Annotated in this window: 10 protein-coding genes; 9 read left to right on the top strand and 1 reads right to left on the bottom strand. The window is 67.7% G+C overall.

Annotated elements, in window-relative coordinates; all coding sequences use genetic code 11:
* The first annotated feature begins 52 nt into the window (after nt 1–52).
* Both AB4850_RS17920 and AB4850_RS17915 read left to right on the top strand, forming a co-directional pair.
* Nucleotides 53–388: a hypothetical protein gene (locus AB4850_RS17920; RefSeq protein WP_414444355.1), complete on the top strand. Its 336-nt coding sequence runs from the start codon at nt 53–55 to the stop codon at nt 386–388.
* Between the two features lie 251 nt (nt 389–639).
* Complete coding sequence (locus AB4850_RS17915; protein WP_414444354.1) at nt 640–1,833, top strand: ammonium transporter; 1,194 nt, start codon at nt 640–642, stop codon at nt 1,831–1,833.
* 24 nt (nt 1,834–1,857) lie between these two features.
* Here AB4850_RS17915 and AB4850_RS17910 read toward each other — a convergent pair whose 3' ends face one another.
* Nucleotides 1,858–2,796, bottom strand: coding sequence for a DMT family transporter (locus tag AB4850_RS17910; RefSeq protein ID WP_414444353.1), 939 nt, complete (start codon nt 2,794–2,796; stop codon nt 1,858–1,860).
* 74 nt (nt 2,797–2,870) lie between these two features.
* Here AB4850_RS17910 and AB4850_RS17905 point away from each other — a divergent pair, with 74 nt between their 5' ends.
* The 7 genes from AB4850_RS17905 (at nt 2,871) to AB4850_RS17875 (ending at nt 16,525) form a co-directional block, all read left to right on the top strand.
* Nucleotides 2,871–3,728, top strand: a complete 858-nt coding sequence (locus tag AB4850_RS17905; protein WP_414444352.1) for a LysR substrate-binding domain-containing protein — start codon at nt 2,871–2,873, stop codon at nt 3,726–3,728.
* A gap of 24 nt (nt 3,729–3,752) precedes the next feature.
* Entirely contained in the window at nt 3,753–4,574 is an 822-nt protein-coding gene (locus AB4850_RS17900) for an SIR2 family NAD-dependent protein deacylase (RefSeq protein WP_414444351.1), read from the top strand.
* A gap of 419 nt (nt 4,575–4,993) precedes the next feature.
* Nucleotides 4,994–6,970 carry a PhoX family protein gene (locus tag AB4850_RS17895; RefSeq protein ID WP_414444350.1) on the top strand — a complete coding sequence of 659 codons (1,977 nt, stop codon included), beginning with the start codon at nt 4,994–4,996 and terminating at the stop codon, nt 6,968–6,970.
* 614 nt (nt 6,971–7,584) lie between these two features.
* Nucleotides 7,585–8,397, top strand: a complete 813-nt coding sequence (locus tag AB4850_RS17890; RefSeq protein ID WP_414445541.1) for an IclR family transcriptional regulator — start codon at nt 7,585–7,587, stop codon at nt 8,395–8,397.
* Between the two features lie 294 nt (nt 8,398–8,691).
* The gene (locus AB4850_RS17885; protein ID WP_414444349.1) at nt 8,692–10,053 is read left to right on the top strand and encodes an MdtA/MuxA family multidrug efflux RND transporter periplasmic adaptor subunit; all 1,362 of its coding nucleotides are present in this window, start codon (nt 8,692–8,694) and stop codon (nt 10,051–10,053) included.
* Between the two features lie 22 nt (nt 10,054–10,075).
* Nucleotides 10,076–13,204, top strand: coding sequence for an MdtB/MuxB family multidrug efflux RND transporter permease subunit (locus AB4850_RS17880; RefSeq protein ID WP_414444348.1), 3,129 nt, complete (start codon nt 10,076–10,078; stop codon nt 13,202–13,204).
* Between the two features lie 3 nt (nt 13,205–13,207).
* Entirely contained in the window at nt 13,208–16,525 is a 3,318-nt protein-coding gene (locus tag AB4850_RS17875; protein WP_414444347.1) for an efflux RND transporter permease subunit, read from the top strand.
* Nucleotides 16,526–16,679: the final 154 nt, after the last annotated feature.

The following is a 16,679-nucleotide window of genomic DNA, read 5'->3' as shown; positions in this document are numbered from 1 at the left end:
GGTGCGCTACCTATAGTCGATCGCACCATGAATTTGTGCGGCGGTCGTTTCCATGATCAATGAACTCGATTGGCTGATCGTGTTGCTCGTCACGCTCGGCGCGACGCTCTCGTTTTGCCGGCATGTGCATCGGCGCTCACCCGATGCCACCGAGCGGCGACGGCGGCGGCACGCCACGCTGTGGCTCGTGCTGGCGGTGATCGGCGGCTGGATCGCCAGCGTGATCGTCGCGCAAGGCATGATCGCGCCGTTCGGCTGGAGCGCCCCGTTCGACCTGCCGCCGGCACCGTTGCTGCTGATCGCCGTGACCTGCATCGCGCTCTCGCTCGGCTGCGCGTGCTGCGGCTGGCGGCTGCTGCGCCCGCGGCGCATTTTCTCGGCGCATTGAGCGCCGGCGCCCCTGCCGTACACACCAACGCACGCACCATTTAGCGGCACACACGCACCACCACAATCCATTCGCCGGCACCACGTACGTGCAGCCGGAAGAATTCGCCCGCCTCACGCATCGATCGTAAAGCCAGCACCCCCCCGGCACCCCGATCCGGTGCGGTTTCGCACCGAATTCACGCATTGATTCCCCTGATTGGCCCGAATCTTGCTCAAATGCCCCCTTTTCGCGCAAACACGGGCAACAGGATGGACAGTCTCAAATCGGCCACCGACACCTTATTTCTCCTTCTCGGTGCAGCCATGGTGCTGGCGATGCACGCCGGCTTCGCGTTCCTCGAACTGGGCACGGTGCGCAAGAAGAATCAGGTCAACGCGCTGGTGAAGATCCTCGTCGACTTCTCGGTGTCGACGATCGCGTATTTCTTCATCGGCTACACGATCGCCTACGGCATCGAGTTCTTCGACGACATCGGCACGCTGGCCCGGCACAACGGCTATGCGCTGGTGCGCTTCTTCTTCCTGCTGACGTTCGCGGCGGCGATCCCGGCGATCGTGTCGGGCGGCATCGCCGAGCGCGCCAAGTTCAACCCGCAGTTGATCGCCACCTCGGTGATCGTCGGGTTGATCTATCCGTTCTTCGAAGGCATTGCCTGGAACGACCGCTTCGGCATCCAGGATTGGCTGACGCACGCGTTCGGCGCGCCGTTCCACGATTTCGCCGGCTCGGTGGTGGTGCATGCGTTCGGCGGCTGGATCGCGCTGCCGGCCGTGCTACTGCTCGGCGCGCGCCAGGGCCGCTATTCGAAGGACGGCCGGATCGCCGCGCACCCGCCCTCGAACATCCCGTTCCTCGCGCTCGGCGCGTGGGTGCTGGCGGTGGGCTGGTTCGGCTTCAACGTGATGAGCGCGCAGACGCTCGACAAGATCAGCGGCCTGGTGGCCGTCAATTCGCTGATGGCGATGGTCGGCGGCACGCTGGCCGCCTGGCTCGCGGGCCGCAACGATCCGGGCTTCACCTATAACGGGCCGCTCGCCGGGCTGGTGGCCGTGTGCGCCGGCTCCGACGTGATGCATCCGCTCGGCGCGCTCGCCACCGGCGCCGCGGCCGGCGCGCTGTTAGTGGTGATGTTCACGTGCGTGCAGAACCGCTGGCGCATCGACGACGTGCTCGGCGTCTGGCCGCTGCACGGCCTGTGCGGCGCGCTCGGCGGCATCGCGGCCGGCGTGTTCGGCCAGCCGGCGCTGGGCGGCCTCGGCGGCGTGTCGTTCGTGTCGCAGTTGTTCGGCACGGTCGGCGGCATCGCGGTGGCGCTGGTTGGCGGCACGATCGTCTATGGCGCGCTGAAGGCGACCATCGGGCTGCGGCTCGACCGGGAAGCCGAATTCGACGGCGCCGACCTGTCGATCCATCGCATTACGGCCACGCCCGAACGGGATTGAGCGGGGGTACGGGGCAGCCCACCGTTACCTCCCACGCCGCGCGATCAACACCACCCCCGCCCCGGCCACGAACGTCCCGAGCAACATCCGCCAGGTCAGCGGCTCGTGGAACATCCCCCACGCCCACACCAGCGTGACCGACGGGCTCAGGAACAGCACGCTCGACACCCGCGCCGGCGACGCGCGCCGCAAGCAGGCCCAATACAGCCCGTAGCCGCCGAGCGTCGAGAAGATCGCCGTCCACGCCACGCCGGCCGCGAAGCCGGCGCTCGCCACCGGCATCAGGCTGCCGCGCGCGCCCTGCAACACGGCGAAGATCAGCGCGGTCACCACGCCGTGCACCCACAACGCGGCCATCGGGCTCAACGACGGCGCATGCGCGGCGGCGGACAGCCGCTTGCGCCAGATGCCCGCCGCCGCCAGCGACACCATGCCGGCCACCGGCAAGCCGAGCGCCCAGACGGGCGCAGCGCCCACCCGGAACGTGTCGCGGCTCACCATCGACACGCCGGCCAGCCCGAGCGCCAAGCCCGCCCACACCCGGCCCGAACTGCGTTCCCGCAGCACGAACGTGGCAATCAGCACGGTGCCGATCGGCAACAGATCGGCAATCAGCGCCGACAGCCCCGCCGACACGCCCAGCTCGATCCCCTTCGCCACGCCGGCCAGGTAGCCGGCCATCGCCAGCGCGCCGATCGCGGCCTCGCGCAGCAGCGCCGCTCGCGACGCCGCGCGGATCTCGCGCGCAACGAAACCGAACAAGCCGATCGACAACGCGATGCAGCGCCAGAACACCACCAGATAAACGGGCGCGTAATCGGCCGAAAAGCGGATGCCGACGAAGCCCGAACTCCACGCCACCACCATCAGGCATTCGAGCAGCGGCAACGGAAGCAGAAACGCGGCCGGTGGCGGGACGGAAGGCACGCTCGCGGCGGCGCAGGGGGATCGGGTCGAAGTCATGCACCCAGCCTAAGCGTCGCGCGTGGATTCGAAAATCAAAATATACTGGCCGAGTCGTTCAATAAACCGGAATCATGGACAGCATCCTCGACATCGAACTGCTGCGCACCTTCCACGCGGTGGCGCGCCTCGGCAAGTTCCGCGCGGCGGCGGAATTCGTGCACAAGAGCCCGGCGGCGGTCAGCATCCATATCCAGCGGCTCGAAGCGGTGGCCGGCGGCCGGCTGCTCGAACGCGACAACCAGCGCGTCACGCTGACGGCGCTCGGCAAGCGGTTGCTGTCGCGCACCGGCGAACTGCTCAGCGCCCACGATCGCGTGCTGGATGAGATTCGCGGCCGCACGGTGGCCGCGCGCATCGTGCTCGGCGTGCCCGACGAATACGCGGCCCACGTGATCCGCGATCTGCTGCCGGGCTTCTCGGCAAGCTGGCCGAACGTGGTGCTCGAAATCCGCACCGCGCCGAGTTTCGAGCTGCGCGAGCGGGTGGCGCGCGGCCAGCTCGACCTGGCCTTGGTGGTGCAGCCGATCCAGTCGGTGCGGCCGGCCGACGTGCTGACCGTCACCACGCCGGTGTGGGTGGCCGGCAGCGGGTTCGCGGTCGATCCCGCGCAGCCGCTGCCGTTGGCGCTCTATGCCGAGCCGTGCCCGTACCGCGCGGCGATCATGACCGCGCTCAAGCAGGCCGGCACGCCGTGGCGCGTGATCATCGAAAGCCCGTCGAGCCAGGCGATCCAGGCCTGCGTCGAATCGGGGCTCGGCGTGACGCTGGTCGATCGCGCGCGCGTCACCGGCCGCATGCGCGTGCTCGATGCGCTGCCGCCGATCGGCGATCACGAAGTGGTGCTGATGCGCGATCCGGCCGGCCGCGAGCAAGCCGGCGAAGCGATCGATCTGCTGGCCGCCACCTTCCGCCAGCAGTTCCGGCTATGACGTTCCGCTGATCAGGAGAGCCCGATGAATCACGACGACGACACCCTCATCGCGCAGGCGGCCGATTGGATTCGCGCGGCCGACGGCCTGCTCGTCACGGCCGGCGCGGGCATGGGCGTGGATTCGGGCCTGCCCGACTTTCGCGGCACGGAAGGCTTCTGGCGCGCGTATCCGGCGCTGCACGGCACGGCGTTCGAGGCGATCGCGAACCCGGCCGGCTTCGCGAGCGAGCCGCGCTTGAGCTGGGGCTTCTACGGGCACCGGCTGGCGCTGTACCGGGCCACCGTGCCGCACGCCGGGTTCGGGCTGCTGCGCGATTGGGGCGCGGCGATGGCACACGGCGCGTTCGTGTTCACCAGCAACGTGGACGGCCAATTCCAGCAAGCCGGCTTCGGCGCCGAACGCGTCGTCGAATGCCACGGCACGATCCACCGGCTGCAATGCATGGACGCGTGCACCGGCGCGATCTGGCCGGCCGATGCGTTCGCGCCGGAGGTCGATACGGAACGCTGCCTGCTGACGAACGCGATGCCGCGCTGCCCGCACTGCGGCGCGCTGGCGCGGCCCAACATCCTGATGTTCGGTGACGGGAACTGGCTCGAACGCGACACCGCCCGGCAAGCGCAGCGCCTCGCGCGCTGGCTCGAACGGGTCGAGAGGCGGGTGGTGGTCAAACTGGGCGCGGGCGGCGCGCTGCCGACGGTGCGCCGTTTCAGCGAACGCCACGGCCCGCGCGTGATTCGCATCAACCCGCGCGAACCGATGATCGCGGCGAAACACGGCATCGGGATTGCCGGCGGCGCGGCCGAGACGCTGCGGCGGATCGACGAGAGGCTGAACGGCTGAGCGCAACGGCGGCGCGAATCGGCCCGCCCCCCTGCCTCGCATCGCGCCGCGCCACGCGGCGAGGCGAGGCAAGCCGCCTCGCTCGAAGCGCGTGCGATCACCCCGACACACCTGTCGCCACCGCTCGTCCCGCATCGCGCCGCCAGGCAAGACAACCGCGCCGAGCTCGCCAACCGGACGATGTTCGCCGTCGCGCTCGCCGGAATCCAGCGCTCCATCCCTCGACGCCAAAGCCGCCCCCTCCGCTCTCCCCTCGTCAAATCAAATATTCCAAAACACAAACAACAAGCATTCAAAAAACTTTCACACACCCCGCCTACACTCCGCCTCGTATTACAAAAACCTTCCATCAATCTTCCAATCCGTAACGGAAGACCCGGAAGCGCCCCACATCGACCCCACACGAGAACCGGACACCCATGACCGCGCAGCCCAAAACCTCCCGCCGCCAGGCGCTGAAGATCCTCGTCGGCGCGCCGATGCTGCCGCTCGGCGGCCTCGCGCTCCCCGCCCTGCTCAGCGGCTGCGGCGGCGACGACGACAACGGCCCGACGACGGGCGGCGCCGGCAACGCCCCCGCAGCCAGCTTCGCGGCGGCGACGTTCGCCTCGATGGCCGCGCCCACGCTGGCCGATCCGGCCGCGATGGCGACCACCACGGTGGGTTCGACGCTGTCGGTGTCGTTCTCCGACGGCAGCGCGCGAAACTACAAGCTGGCCTACAAGCCGTTCTTCGCGACCGGCGATCGGGTGCCGAACGGCAGCGGCGGCACGATCCTCGCGGGCGGCTACTACGACATCAACAATCAGCCGATCATCGATACCTCGAAGGCCGGCAGCGAACGCCAGTTCTACTCGGATTGCCCGGACGGCAGTTCGCTGCTGACGCTGGCCAACGCCAGCGTGGCCGGCGTGAAAGGCAAGCCGGTGTTCGCGGTGGTGCAGTTCGAATACACCACGCGCAACCAGAACGGCGATTCGACCTACGGCCGCCTGCCCTCGCCGATCGCCGTGCTGACGCTCGACCAGGACGCCGCCACCGGCGCGCTGACGCTGGTCAAGTACCACAACGTCGACACCTCGAAGGCGCATGGCCTGTGGATCACCTGCGGCGCGAGCCTGTCGCCGTGGAACACCCACCTGTCGAGCGAGGAATACGAGCCGGACGCCACCGTGGCCGCCACCGACGCGCAATTCCTGGCGTACAGCCAGAACACGTTCGGCAGCACGACGACCGCCAACCCCTACCACTACGGCCACCTGCCGGAAGTGACGGTCAACCCGGACGGCACCGGCTCGATCAGGAAGCACTACTGCCTCGGCCGGATCTCGCACGAGCTGATCCAGGTGATGCCGGACCAGCGCACGGTGATGATGGGCGACGACGCCACCAACGGCGGCCTGTTCATGTTCATCGCCGACAAGGCCGCGGACCTGTCGGCCGGCACGCTCTACGTGGCGAAGTGGACGCAAACCGCCTCGGCCGGCGCGGGCGCGGCCACGCTGAGCTGGCTGCGCATCGGCCACGCGACGAGCGCCGAGATCGAGGCGCTGGCCAACACGCTGAAGGCGAGCGACATCATGGATCTGGCCACCGCCGATCCGGGCGACGCGTCGTACACGAAGATCCACTTCAGCGGCAAGTTCAACTGGATCCGCATCAAGCCGGGCATGGAAAAAGCGGCCGCGTTCCTGGAAACGCACCGCTACGCGGCGCTGATCGGCGCCAGCATGGGCTTCACCAAGCTCGAAGGCACCACCGTCAACGCGAAGGACAAGGTGGTGTACACGGCGATGTCGCGCATCGAGACCTCGATGGTCAAGGGCAACGCGGTGTCGCGCGACGTGGCGGTGGACAAGAAGATCTCGGCGGGCGCCGTCTACGCGCTGAACCTGAAGGGCGGCCAGAGCGACACCTCGGGCACGGCGATCGACAGCGCCTGGGTGCCGGTCGACATGAGCGCCCCGGCGGCGCTGGTGGGCGAGGATCTGGCCACGGCCGACGCGCTCGGCAACACGGCCAATGCCGACCGGATCGCCAACCCGGACAACCTGAAGTTCTCGGAAAAGCTGCGCACGCTGTTCATCGGCGAGGATTCCGGGATGCACGTCAACAACTTCCTGTGGGCCTACAACGTCGACACCAAGACGCTGTCGCGCGTGCTGTCTTGCCCGTCCGGCGCGGAATCCACCGGCCTGCACGCGGTGGACGAGATCAACGGCTGGACCTACATCATGAGCAACTTCCAGCACGTCGGCGATTGGGAATCGCCGCTGCACGACAAGGTCAAGGCCACGCTCGACCCGCTGGTGCGCGCCAACTTCAAGGATCGGTTCGGCGCCAGCGTCGGCTACCTGACCGCCGAAGCCACCGGCATCAAGCTCGCCAAGGCCTGAGGGCCGCCGCGCTTCGCGAAATCCGGTTTCATCCGTCACGGCCTTCGGGCCGTTTTCTGCACGCGCTGCCCTTCCCTGCAGCGCGTTTTTTTATGGCGCCGCGCCCGGCATGGCGGCCGCCTGCGGGCGCCCCCCGGTCCGGCCCCGAGCGGCCCGGGTTAAGCTGGCATATCAGACAGGCGACGTTTAACGCATCCGGGCCGCCATTTTTCGGCAAAAATCCCACTATTTGAACAAATGGGGCCGGATTAATGAAGCAAAAAAAAAGCGCCACGGGTGACCGTGGCGCTTAAAAAGTTCTAGCCATTCCGAGGGCCGTGCTAGAACCTGAGAGACTGCATCGAAACATCGTTATCGGTAAAACTGACGAAACGTTGTTTCGAAATTCAGGCACATTTTTTCCGTTTCCCGATCCCAAGTCAAGAGAAAAATACGGCGCAATTGTGAATTTTGCGACACAAGCTTGGGAGAAAACCCTTCAAAACCGGGGACATCCGACACTCTGTCATCGCATGATACGTTGTCGGTAAAACATGCACGATTCGATAATTGTCGTACTATTTCTGCAAATATGAAATTTTGTTTCAGAAAAGTGAGAGGCCTTCGTGTCGACAATGAATAACGCGGCAAGCGCCGCGAAAGATCGCGAATCCTCGACGGATGAGATTTCGGCGCTCGCCAGAGGGCTCGCCGTATTGCGTTGCGTGGCCGCCGCCGATGCACCGGTCAGCAACCGCGAACTGACAGAAATAACAGGTATTCCCAAACCGACCGTCTCGCGCATCACCGCCACCCTCGTGGGCGCCGGCTTCCTGTTTCGGCTGCCCGACAGCGAACGCTTCGTGCTGACCGCGTCCGTGCTCGAACTAAGCAACGGCTACCTGCGCAACTTCGATATCCGCGCCCGCTCGCGACCGTTCCTGATCGAACTGGCCGAGCGTACCTCGCTGTCGGTTCACCTTGCGGTGCGCGATCGGCTCGACATGGTCGCGATCGACGTGATCCGGCCGCGCTCGGCGGTGCTCGTCACGCGGCTCGAAGTGGGCTCGCGGATGGACATCGTCCGCACCGCGGTGGGCCGCGCCTACCTGGCCGCGCTGCAGGACAGCGAGCGCCGCGAGCTGGTGGTCGCCCTGCAGACCGCGCATGGCGACGACTGGCCGCTGGCGCAGGCCCGGCTCGACGCCGCGCTCGACGACACCCGGCGCAACGGCTATGCGATCGCAATCGGCGAATGGCGCGACGGGCTGAACGCGGTGGCGGCCGGCTTCGTCGGCCCGTCGGGCCAGTGCTACGCGGTCAACTGCGGCGGCGCGGCCATGCAGCATTCGGCCGAGGCGCTGCTCGAGACCGCCGTGCCGGCCCTGCTCGAGTGCGTCGCCAGGATCGCCCGCGAGATCGGCGGATCGGTGGCCCCGCGCCGCTAGCCGGCCTGCCGGGGCCGGGCCGATCACGGCGAGCGGCCGGCCGGCGCGACCGTCGAATCGTCACGCACACGTCATCGGCACGTCACCGGCGGGTCATCGCGATATACAAGTGGTTACCCCAGTAAACCGTTGAAAGAAAGTTCGCTAGACGATCGCCCGGGTCGCACGTAGCATCATGCAACCTCGCGCCCGCATGGGCGCTCCGCTCTTTCGCCGTCCCAGCGGCCCGCCCCGGCGGCGGGTCTCGCGCGGCGCCTCCCACGCCCGCTCACGCCAGCGTCAGTCAGATCGAACATGAACAATCCGGAATCCCAAACGCCTCGCTCCCCCGCTCCTCCGCCGCATGATCCGGCGCCGCGCAAGCGCCGTCCGATCGCGATCGGGGTGGCCGCGCTCGTCGTGATCGGCGGCGCGCTGCTGTGGTGGCATCCGTGGAAGAAGGCCGACGCGCCCGCCAACGGCCAGGCCGCAGGCCAGACGGGAGGCCGCCGTCACGGCGGCCCGGCCGATTTCGCCAACCAGCCGCAGCCGGTGCAGGTGGCCACCGCCACCCGCGGCGAAATGCCGATCGTGCTGTCCGCGCTCGGCACCGTCACCCCGCTGGCCAACGTGACGGTCAAGACCCAGCTCTCCGGCTATCTGCAATCGGTGAATTTCACCGAAGGCCAGATGGTCAAGAAGGGCGACCTGCTCGCGCAGATCGACCCGCGCCCCTACCAGGTCTCGCTCGAAACCGCCCAGGGCACGCTCGCCCGCGACCAGGCGCTGCTCGCCACCGCGCGGCTCGACCTGCAGCGCTATCAAACGCTGCTCGCGCAGGATTCGATCTCTAAGCAGCAAACCGACACGCAAGCCTCGCTGGTCAAGCAATACGAAGGCACCGTCAAGACCGACCAGGCCTCGATCGATTCGGCCAAGCTGAACCTGACCTACGCACGCATCACGGCGCCGGTGTCGGGCCGGGTGGGCCTGCGCCAGGTCGATGCGGGCAACTACGTGACGTCCGGCGACACCAACGGCCTCGTCGTGATCACGCAGTTGCAGCCGATGAGCGTGCTGTTCACCACCTCGGAAGACAACCTTCCGCAGATCCTCAAGCAGGTCAACGCGGGCCAGACGCTGTCGGTCACGGCCTACAACCGCAACAACACGGTGCCGCTGGAAGCCGGTTCGCTCGAAACGCTCGACAACCAGGTGGACACCACCACCGGCACCGTGAAGCTGCGCGCCACGTTCGCCAACAAGAACAACCTGCTGTTCCCGAATCAGTTCGTCAACACGCGGCTGCTGGTCGACACCCTGCGCGACGCCGTGATCGTGCCGACCGCCGCCGTGCAGACCGGCTCGATCGGCCAGTTCGTCTATATCGTCAAGCCGGACAACACCGTCACGGTCCGCAAGGTCAAGCCCGGCCCGGTGGACGGCGAACGCACCAGCATCGCCCAGGGCGTGCAGGTGGGCGAGCGCGTGGTGACGGACGGCGTCGATCGCCTGCGCGAAGGCGCGAAGATCACGATTCCGGCCGCGCATCCGCAAGGTGCATCGGGCGCCGCCGCCGCATCGGGCGCATCGGGCGCGCATGCCCACGGCGCCTCCGGCGCGTCCGGCGCCCATGGCCACCGCCATCACGGCGCATCCCAATCCGCCGCGCAATGATGCCCAAGACCACGCCTGATCGATGAATCCATCCCGTCTATTCATTCTTCGCCCGGTCGGCACCGCCTTGCTGATGGCGGCGATCATGCTGGCCGGCCTGGTTTCGCTGCGCTTCCTGCCGCTGGCCGCGCTGCCCGAGGTCGATTACCCGACCATCCAGGTGCAGACGTTCTACCCCGGTGCGAGCCCCGAGGTGATGACCTCCTCGGTCACCGCGCCGCTGGAGCGCCAGTTCGGGCAGATGCCGTCGCTGAACCAGATGTCCTCGCAAAGCTCGGCGGGCGCCTCGGTCATCACGCTGCAGTTCAGCCTCGACCTGCCGCTCGACATCGCCGAGCAGGAAGTGCAGGCCGCCATCAACGCGGCCGGCAACCTGCTGCCGTCGGACCTGCCCGCGCCGCCGATCTACGCCAAGGTCAACCCGGCCGACGCGCCCATCCTCACGCTCGCGATCACCTCGAAAACGCTGCCGCTCTCGCAGGTGCAGGACCTGACCGACACGCGCCTCGCGATGAAAATTTCGCAGGTGTCGGGCGTGGGCCTGGTGAGCCTGTCGGGCGGCAACCGGCCGGCCGTGCGGATTCAGGCCAACCCGCTCGCGCTCGCGCAATACGGGCTGAACCTCGACGACCTGCGCACCACCATCTCGAACCTGAACGTCAACACGCCGAAGGGCAACTTCGACGGCCCGACGCGCGCCTACACGATCAACGCCAACGATCAGCTGACCAGCGCCGATCAGTACAACACCGCCGTGGTGGCCTACAAGAACGGCCGCCCGGTGATGCTGACCGACGTAGCGAAGGTGATCGCCGGCACCGAGAACACCAAGCTCGGCGCCTGGGTGGATTCGGAACCGGCCATCATCGTCAACGTGCAGCGCCAGCCCGGTGCGAACGTGATCCAGACGGTCGACGCGATCAAGCAGATCCTGCCCAAGCTCCAGGAAACGCTGCCCGCCTCGCTCGACGTGCAGATCGTCACCGACCGCACCACCATGATCCGCGCCGCCGTGCGCGACGTGCAGTTCGAACTGGCGCTGGCGGTGGTGCTGGTGGTGCTGGTGATGTACCTGTTCCTGGCCAACATCTACGCCACCATCATCCCGAGCCTGTCGGTGCCGCTGTCGCTGATCGGCACGCTGGCCGTGATGTACATGGCCGGCTTCTCGCTGAACAACCTCTCGCTGATGGCGCTGACCATCGCCACCGGCTTCGTGGTGGACGATGCGATCGTCATGATCGAGAACATCGCGCGCTACGTGGAGGAAGGCGAAGGGCCGCTGGAAGCCGCGCTGAAGGGCTCGCGGCAGATCGGCTTCACCATCATCTCGCTGACGGTGTCGCTGATCGCGGTGCTGATCCCGCTGCTGTTCATGGGCGACGTGGTGGGCCGGCTGTTCCACGAGTTCGCGATCACGCTGGCGGTGACCATCGTGATCTCGGCGGTGGTGTCGCTCACGCTGGTGCCGATGATGTGCGCGAAGCTGCTGCGCCACACGCCGCCGATGGGCGAGCACCGCTTCGAGACGCGCGTGCACAAGGTGATCGACAAGGTGATCGCGCGCTACGGCACGGCGCTGCGCTGGGTGCTCGAGCGCCAGGCGTCCACCCTGGTGGTGGCGGTGCTCACGCTGGCGCTGACCGCCCTGCTCTACGTGTTCATTCCGAAGGGTTTCTTCCCGGTGCAGGACACCGGCGTGATCCAGGCCATCACCCAGGCGCCGCAGGCCGTGTCGTACGGCTCGATGGCCGAGCGCCAGCAGGCGCTGGCCGCGCAGATCCTCAAGAACCCGAACGTGGACGGCCTGACCTCGTTCATCGGCGTGGACGGCTCGAACATCACGCTCAACAGCGGGCGGATGCTGATCAACCTGAAGAACCGCGACGACCGCAGCGACTCGGCCACGCAGATCATCCGCGACCTGCAAAAGCAGGTGTCGAACCTGCCCGGCATCGCGCTCTACATGCAGCCGGTGCAGGATCTGACGATCGACTCCACGGTCAGCCCGACCCAGTACCAGTTCCTGCTGACCAGCCCAAACCCGGACGACTTCGCGACCTGGGTGCCGAAGCTGATGCGCCAGCTCCAGCAGGAGCCTTCACTGGCCGACGTGGCCACCGATCTGCAGGCCAACGGCAAGTCGGTGTACGTCGAGATCGATCGCGCCACCGCCGCGCGCTTCGGCATCACGCCGGCCACCGTCGACAACGCGCTGTACGACGCGTACGGCCAGCGCATCGTCTCGACCATCTTCACGCAGTCGAACCAGTACCGCGTGATTCTCGAGGCCGAGCCGCAGATGCAGCACTACGCCGATTCGCTGAACGGCATCTACCTGCCGTCGGCGGGCGGCGGCCAGGTGCCGCTGTCGTCGATCGCCACGTTCCACGAACGCGCCGCGCCGCTGCTCGTCACCCACCTCGGCCAGTTCCCGGCCGCGACGGTGTCGTTCAATCTCGCGCAGGGCGCCTCGCTCGGCGAGGGCGTCAAGGCGATCGAGGCGGCCGAGAAGGCGATCGGCCTGCCCGCCTCGTTCCAGACGCGCTTCCAGGGCGCCGCGCTGGCGTTCCAGTCGTCGCTGTCGAACCAGCTGTTCCTGATCCTGGCCGCGATCGTGACGATGTACATCGTGCTCGGCGTGCTCTACGAGAGCTACATCCACCCGATCACCATTCTGTCGACGCTGCCGTCGGCCGGGGTGGGCGCGCTGCTCGCGCTGATCGTCACCGGGCACGATCTGGACATCATCGGCATCATCGGCATCGTGCTGCTGATCGGCATCGTCAAGAAGAACGCGATCATGATGATCGACTTCGCGCTGGAGGCCGAACGCGTGGAGGGCAAGTCGCCGCGCGAGGCGATCTACCAGGCCTGCCTGCTGCGCTTCCGGCCGATCCTGATGACCACGCTGGCCGCGCTGCTCGGCGCGCTGCCGCTGATCGTCGGCTCGGGCGCGGGCTCCGAGCTGCGCAAGCCGCTCGGCATCGCGATCGCCGGCGGCCTGATCGTCTCGCAGGTGCTGACGCTGTTCACCACGCCGGTGATCTACCTCGGCTTCGATTCGCTGGCGCGCCGCGTGCGCCGCGCCTTCGAGCGCCGCCGGCCGGCCACGGGCGACACTTCCGGCAACAACGGCACGGGCGCGTAACCGATGAACCTGTCGCGCCTCTTCATCCACCGCCCGATCGCGACCACGCTGCTCGCGCTCGGGATCGCGCTGTCGGGCCTGTTCGCGTTCGCGAAGCTGCCCGTCTCGCCGCTGCCGCAGGTGGATTTCCCGACCATTTCGGTGTCCGCGTCGCTGCCGGGCGCGAGCCCCGATACGGTCGCGACCAGCGTGACCAGCCCGCTGGAGCGCCATCTCGGCTCGATCGCCGATGTCACCGAGATGACCTCGACCAGCTCGGTCGGCACCGCGCGGATCATCCTGCAGTTCGGGCTGGACCGCGACATCGACGGCGCCGCGCGCGACGTGCAGGCCGCCATCAACGCGGCCCGCGCCGACCTGCCGGCCAGCCTCAAGAGCAACCCCACCTACAAGAAGGTCAACCCGGCCGATTCGCCGATCATGGTGCTGGCCGTGACCTCCGACACGGCCTCGCCCGCCAAGCTCTACGATTCGGCCTCCACCGTGCTGCAGCAGGCGCTCTCGCAGATCGAGGGGATCGGCGAGGTGGACGTGTCCGGCTCGGCCAACCCGGCGGTGCGCATCGAGCTGGAGCCGCAGGCGCTGTTCCACTACGGCATCGGCCTGGAGGACGTGCGCGCGGCGCTGTCCTCGGCCAACGCGAACAGCCCGAAGGGCGCCATCGAATTCGGCCCGAACCACTACCAGCTCTACACCAACGACCAGGCCTCGCAGGCGTCGCAGTACAAGGACCTGGTGGTGGCCTACCGCAACAGCGCCGCGGTGCGGCTCGACGACGTGGGCAGCGTGGTGGATTCGGTCGAGGATCTGCGCAACATCGGCCTGGCCAACGGCCGGCGCGCGGTGCTGGTGATCCTCTATCGCTCGCCGGGCGCGAACATCATCGACGCGGTGGACCGCGTCAAGGCCTCGCTGCCGCAACTGACCTCGGGCATGCCGGCCGACATCAACGTGGCGCCGGTGATGGACCGCTCGCGCACCATCCGCGCCTCGCTGACCGACACCGAGCACACGCTGCTGATCGCGGTGGGCCTGGTGGTGATGGTGGTGTTCCTGTTCCTGCGCAACTGGCGCGCCACGCTGATCCCGAGCGTGGCGGTGCCGATCTCGATCATCGGCACGTTCGGCGCGATGTACCTGCTCGGCTTCTCGATCGACAACCTCTCGCTGATGGCGCTGATCGTGGCCACCGGCTTCGTGGTGGACGACGCGATCGTGGTGCTGGAGAACATCTCGCGCCACATCGAGAACGGCAAGACGCCGATGCAGGCCGCGCTCGACGGCGCGCGCGAGGTGGGCTTCACGGTGCTGTCGATCAGCCTCTCGCTGGTGGCCGTGTTCCTGCCGATCCTGCTGATGAGCGGCATCATCGGCCGGCTGTTCCGCGAATTCGCGCTGACGCTGTCGCTGGCGATCTTCGTGTCGCTGCTGGTCTCGCTCACGCTCACGCCGATGATGTGCGCGCGGCTGCTGCCGCCGAACGAAACCGCCAAGCGCGAGGAAGGCCGCGTCGGCCGCTGGCTCGAACGCGGCTTCGGGCGCTTGCAGCGCGGCTACGACGGCTCGGTGGTGTGGGCGCTGCGCCATCCGCGCATCATCGTGCTGTCGCTGGTGGCCACCGTCGCGCTGAACGTGCTGCTCTACGTGAAGATCCCCAAGGGCTTCTTCCCGCAGCAGGACACCGGCATGCTGATCGGCGGCATCCAGGCCGACCAGTCCACCTCGTTCCAGGCGATGAAGGTCAAGTTCACCGAGATGATGCAGATCGTGCAGTCCGATCCGGACGTCGCGACGGTGGCCGGCTTCAGCGGCGGGCGCGCGACCAACGCGGGCTTCATGTTCATCACGCTGAAGGACAAGCCGGGCCGCAAGCTGTCGGCCGACCAGGTGATCGCCAGGCTGCGGCCGCGGCTCGCGCGCGTGGCCGGGGCGCGCACCTTCCTGCAAGCTGCGCAGGACTTGCGCGTGGGCGGGCGCCAGTCGAACGCGCAATACCAGTTCACGCTGTTCGGCGATTCGACGGCCGAGCTGTACCAGTGGGGGCCAAAGCTGACCGAGGCGCTGCAGAAGCGGCCCGAGCTGGCCGACGTCAACTCCGACCAGCAGCAGGGCGGCCTCGAATCGATGGTCACCATCGACCGCGCCACCGCCGCGCGCTTCGGCATCCAGCCCGCGCAGATCGACAACACGCTGTACGACGCGTTCGGCCAGCGCCAGGTGTCGACCATCTACAACCCGCTGAACCAGTATCACGTGGTGATGGAGGTCGCGCCGAAGTACTGGCAGGACCCGGAGATGCTCAAGCAGGTGTACGTCAGCACCACCGGCGGCACCGCCAACGGCGCGGCCACCACCAACGCGGCGGCGGGCACGTTCACGGCGAGCACCAGCAGCAGCGCCGGCACCGGCACGGCGGGCGCCAGCACCACCAGCGCCGCGGCGATCGCCTCCGATTCGGCCCGCAACGCGGCGCTGAACTCGATCGCCTCCACCGGCAAGTCGAGCGCGTCGTCGGGCGCGGCGGTGTCCACCTCGAAATCGACCATGGTGCCGCTGTCGTCGATCGCCAGCTTCGGGCCGGCCACCACGCCGCTGTCGGTCAGCCACCAGGGCCTGTTCGTGGCGACCACCATCGCGTTCAACCTGCCGCCCGGCGTGGCGCTGTCGGATGCCACCCGCGTGATCTACCAGACCATGGCCGAGCTGGGCATGCCGGCCACCATCACCGGCAGCTTCCAGGGCACCGCGCAGGCGTTCCAGCAGGCGCTGCAGGATCAGCTGCTGCTGATCGCCGCCGCGATCGCCGCGATCTACATCGTGCTCGGCATGCTGTACGAGAGCTACATTCACCCGATCACCATCCTGTCGACGCTGCCGTCGGCCGGGGTGGGCGCGCTGCTCGGGCTGCTGCTGTTCAAGACCGAGTTCGGCATCATCGGGCTGATCGGCGTGATCCTGCTGATCGGCATCGTCAAGAAGAACGCGATCATGATGGTGGACTTCGCGATCGAGGCGTCGCGCCAGGGCAAATCGTCGTTCGACGCGATCTACGAGGCGTGCCGGCTGCGCTTCCGGCCGATCATGATGACCACCATGGCCGCGCTGCTCGGCGCGCTGCCGCTGGCCTTCGGGCACGGCGACGGCGCCGAGCTGCGCGCCCCGCTCGGCATCGCGATCGTCGGCGGGCTGATCGTCTCGCAGGTGCTGACGCTCTACACGACGCCGGTGGTGTATCTGTACATGGACCGGGTCCGCCTGGCGGCCGAACGGCGCCGCGCGCGGCGCAACCCGCCGCCGCAACCGGCCGGCGCGAGCGAATAAACGCGAACGCTCCCACGCAGTTCGGGCGGCAACGGCGACGGGCCGGGCAATCGATGCCCGGCCCGTCGCCGTTTCGGGCTTGCCGCGCCGCGTTTTTCCCGAAGCTGCGCGCGATCGCCGTCGATTGTTCGTCGGCATTCTGTAAGATGGCAAA

Source organism: Burkholderia sp. 22PA0106 (assembly GCF_047497155.1).
Lineage (GTDB): Bacteria > Pseudomonadota > Gammaproteobacteria > Burkholderiales > Burkholderiaceae > Burkholderia.
The sequence above is the reverse complement of the archived record's forward strand: the minus strand, read 5'-3'. Positions and strand labels throughout refer to the sequence as shown.

Coding starts and splice junctions, on each gene's coding strand:
- AB4850_RS17885 (WP_414444349.1), top strand. CDS start 8,692: ATGAACAATCCGGAATCCCAAACGCCTCGCTCCCCCGCTCCTCCGCCG.
- AB4850_RS17895 (WP_414444350.1), top strand. CDS start 4,994: ATGACCGCGCAGCCCAAAACCTCCCGCCGCCAGGCGCTGAAGATCCTC.
- AB4850_RS17900 (WP_414444351.1), top strand. CDS start 3,753: ATGAATCACGACGACGACACCCTCATCGCGCAGGCGGCCGATTGGATT.
- AB4850_RS17915 (WP_414444354.1), top strand. CDS start 640: ATGGACAGTCTCAAATCGGCCACCGACACCTTATTTCTCCTTCTCGGT.
- AB4850_RS17890 (WP_414445541.1), top strand. CDS start 7,585: ATGAATAACGCGGCAAGCGCCGCGAAAGATCGCGAATCCTCGACGGAT.
- AB4850_RS17920 (WP_414444355.1), top strand. CDS start 53: ATGATCAATGAACTCGATTGGCTGATCGTGTTGCTCGTCACGCTCGGC.
- AB4850_RS17875 (WP_414444347.1), top strand. CDS start 13,208: ATGAACCTGTCGCGCCTCTTCATCCACCGCCCGATCGCGACCACGCTG.
- AB4850_RS17910 (WP_414444353.1), bottom strand. CDS start 2,796: ATGACTTCGACCCGATCCCCCTGCGCCGCCGCGAGCGTGCCTTCCGTC.
- AB4850_RS17880 (WP_414444348.1), top strand. CDS start 10,076: ATGAATCCATCCCGTCTATTCATTCTTCGCCCGGTCGGCACCGCCTTG.
- AB4850_RS17905 (WP_414444352.1), top strand. CDS start 2,871: ATGGACAGCATCCTCGACATCGAACTGCTGCGCACCTTCCACGCGGTG.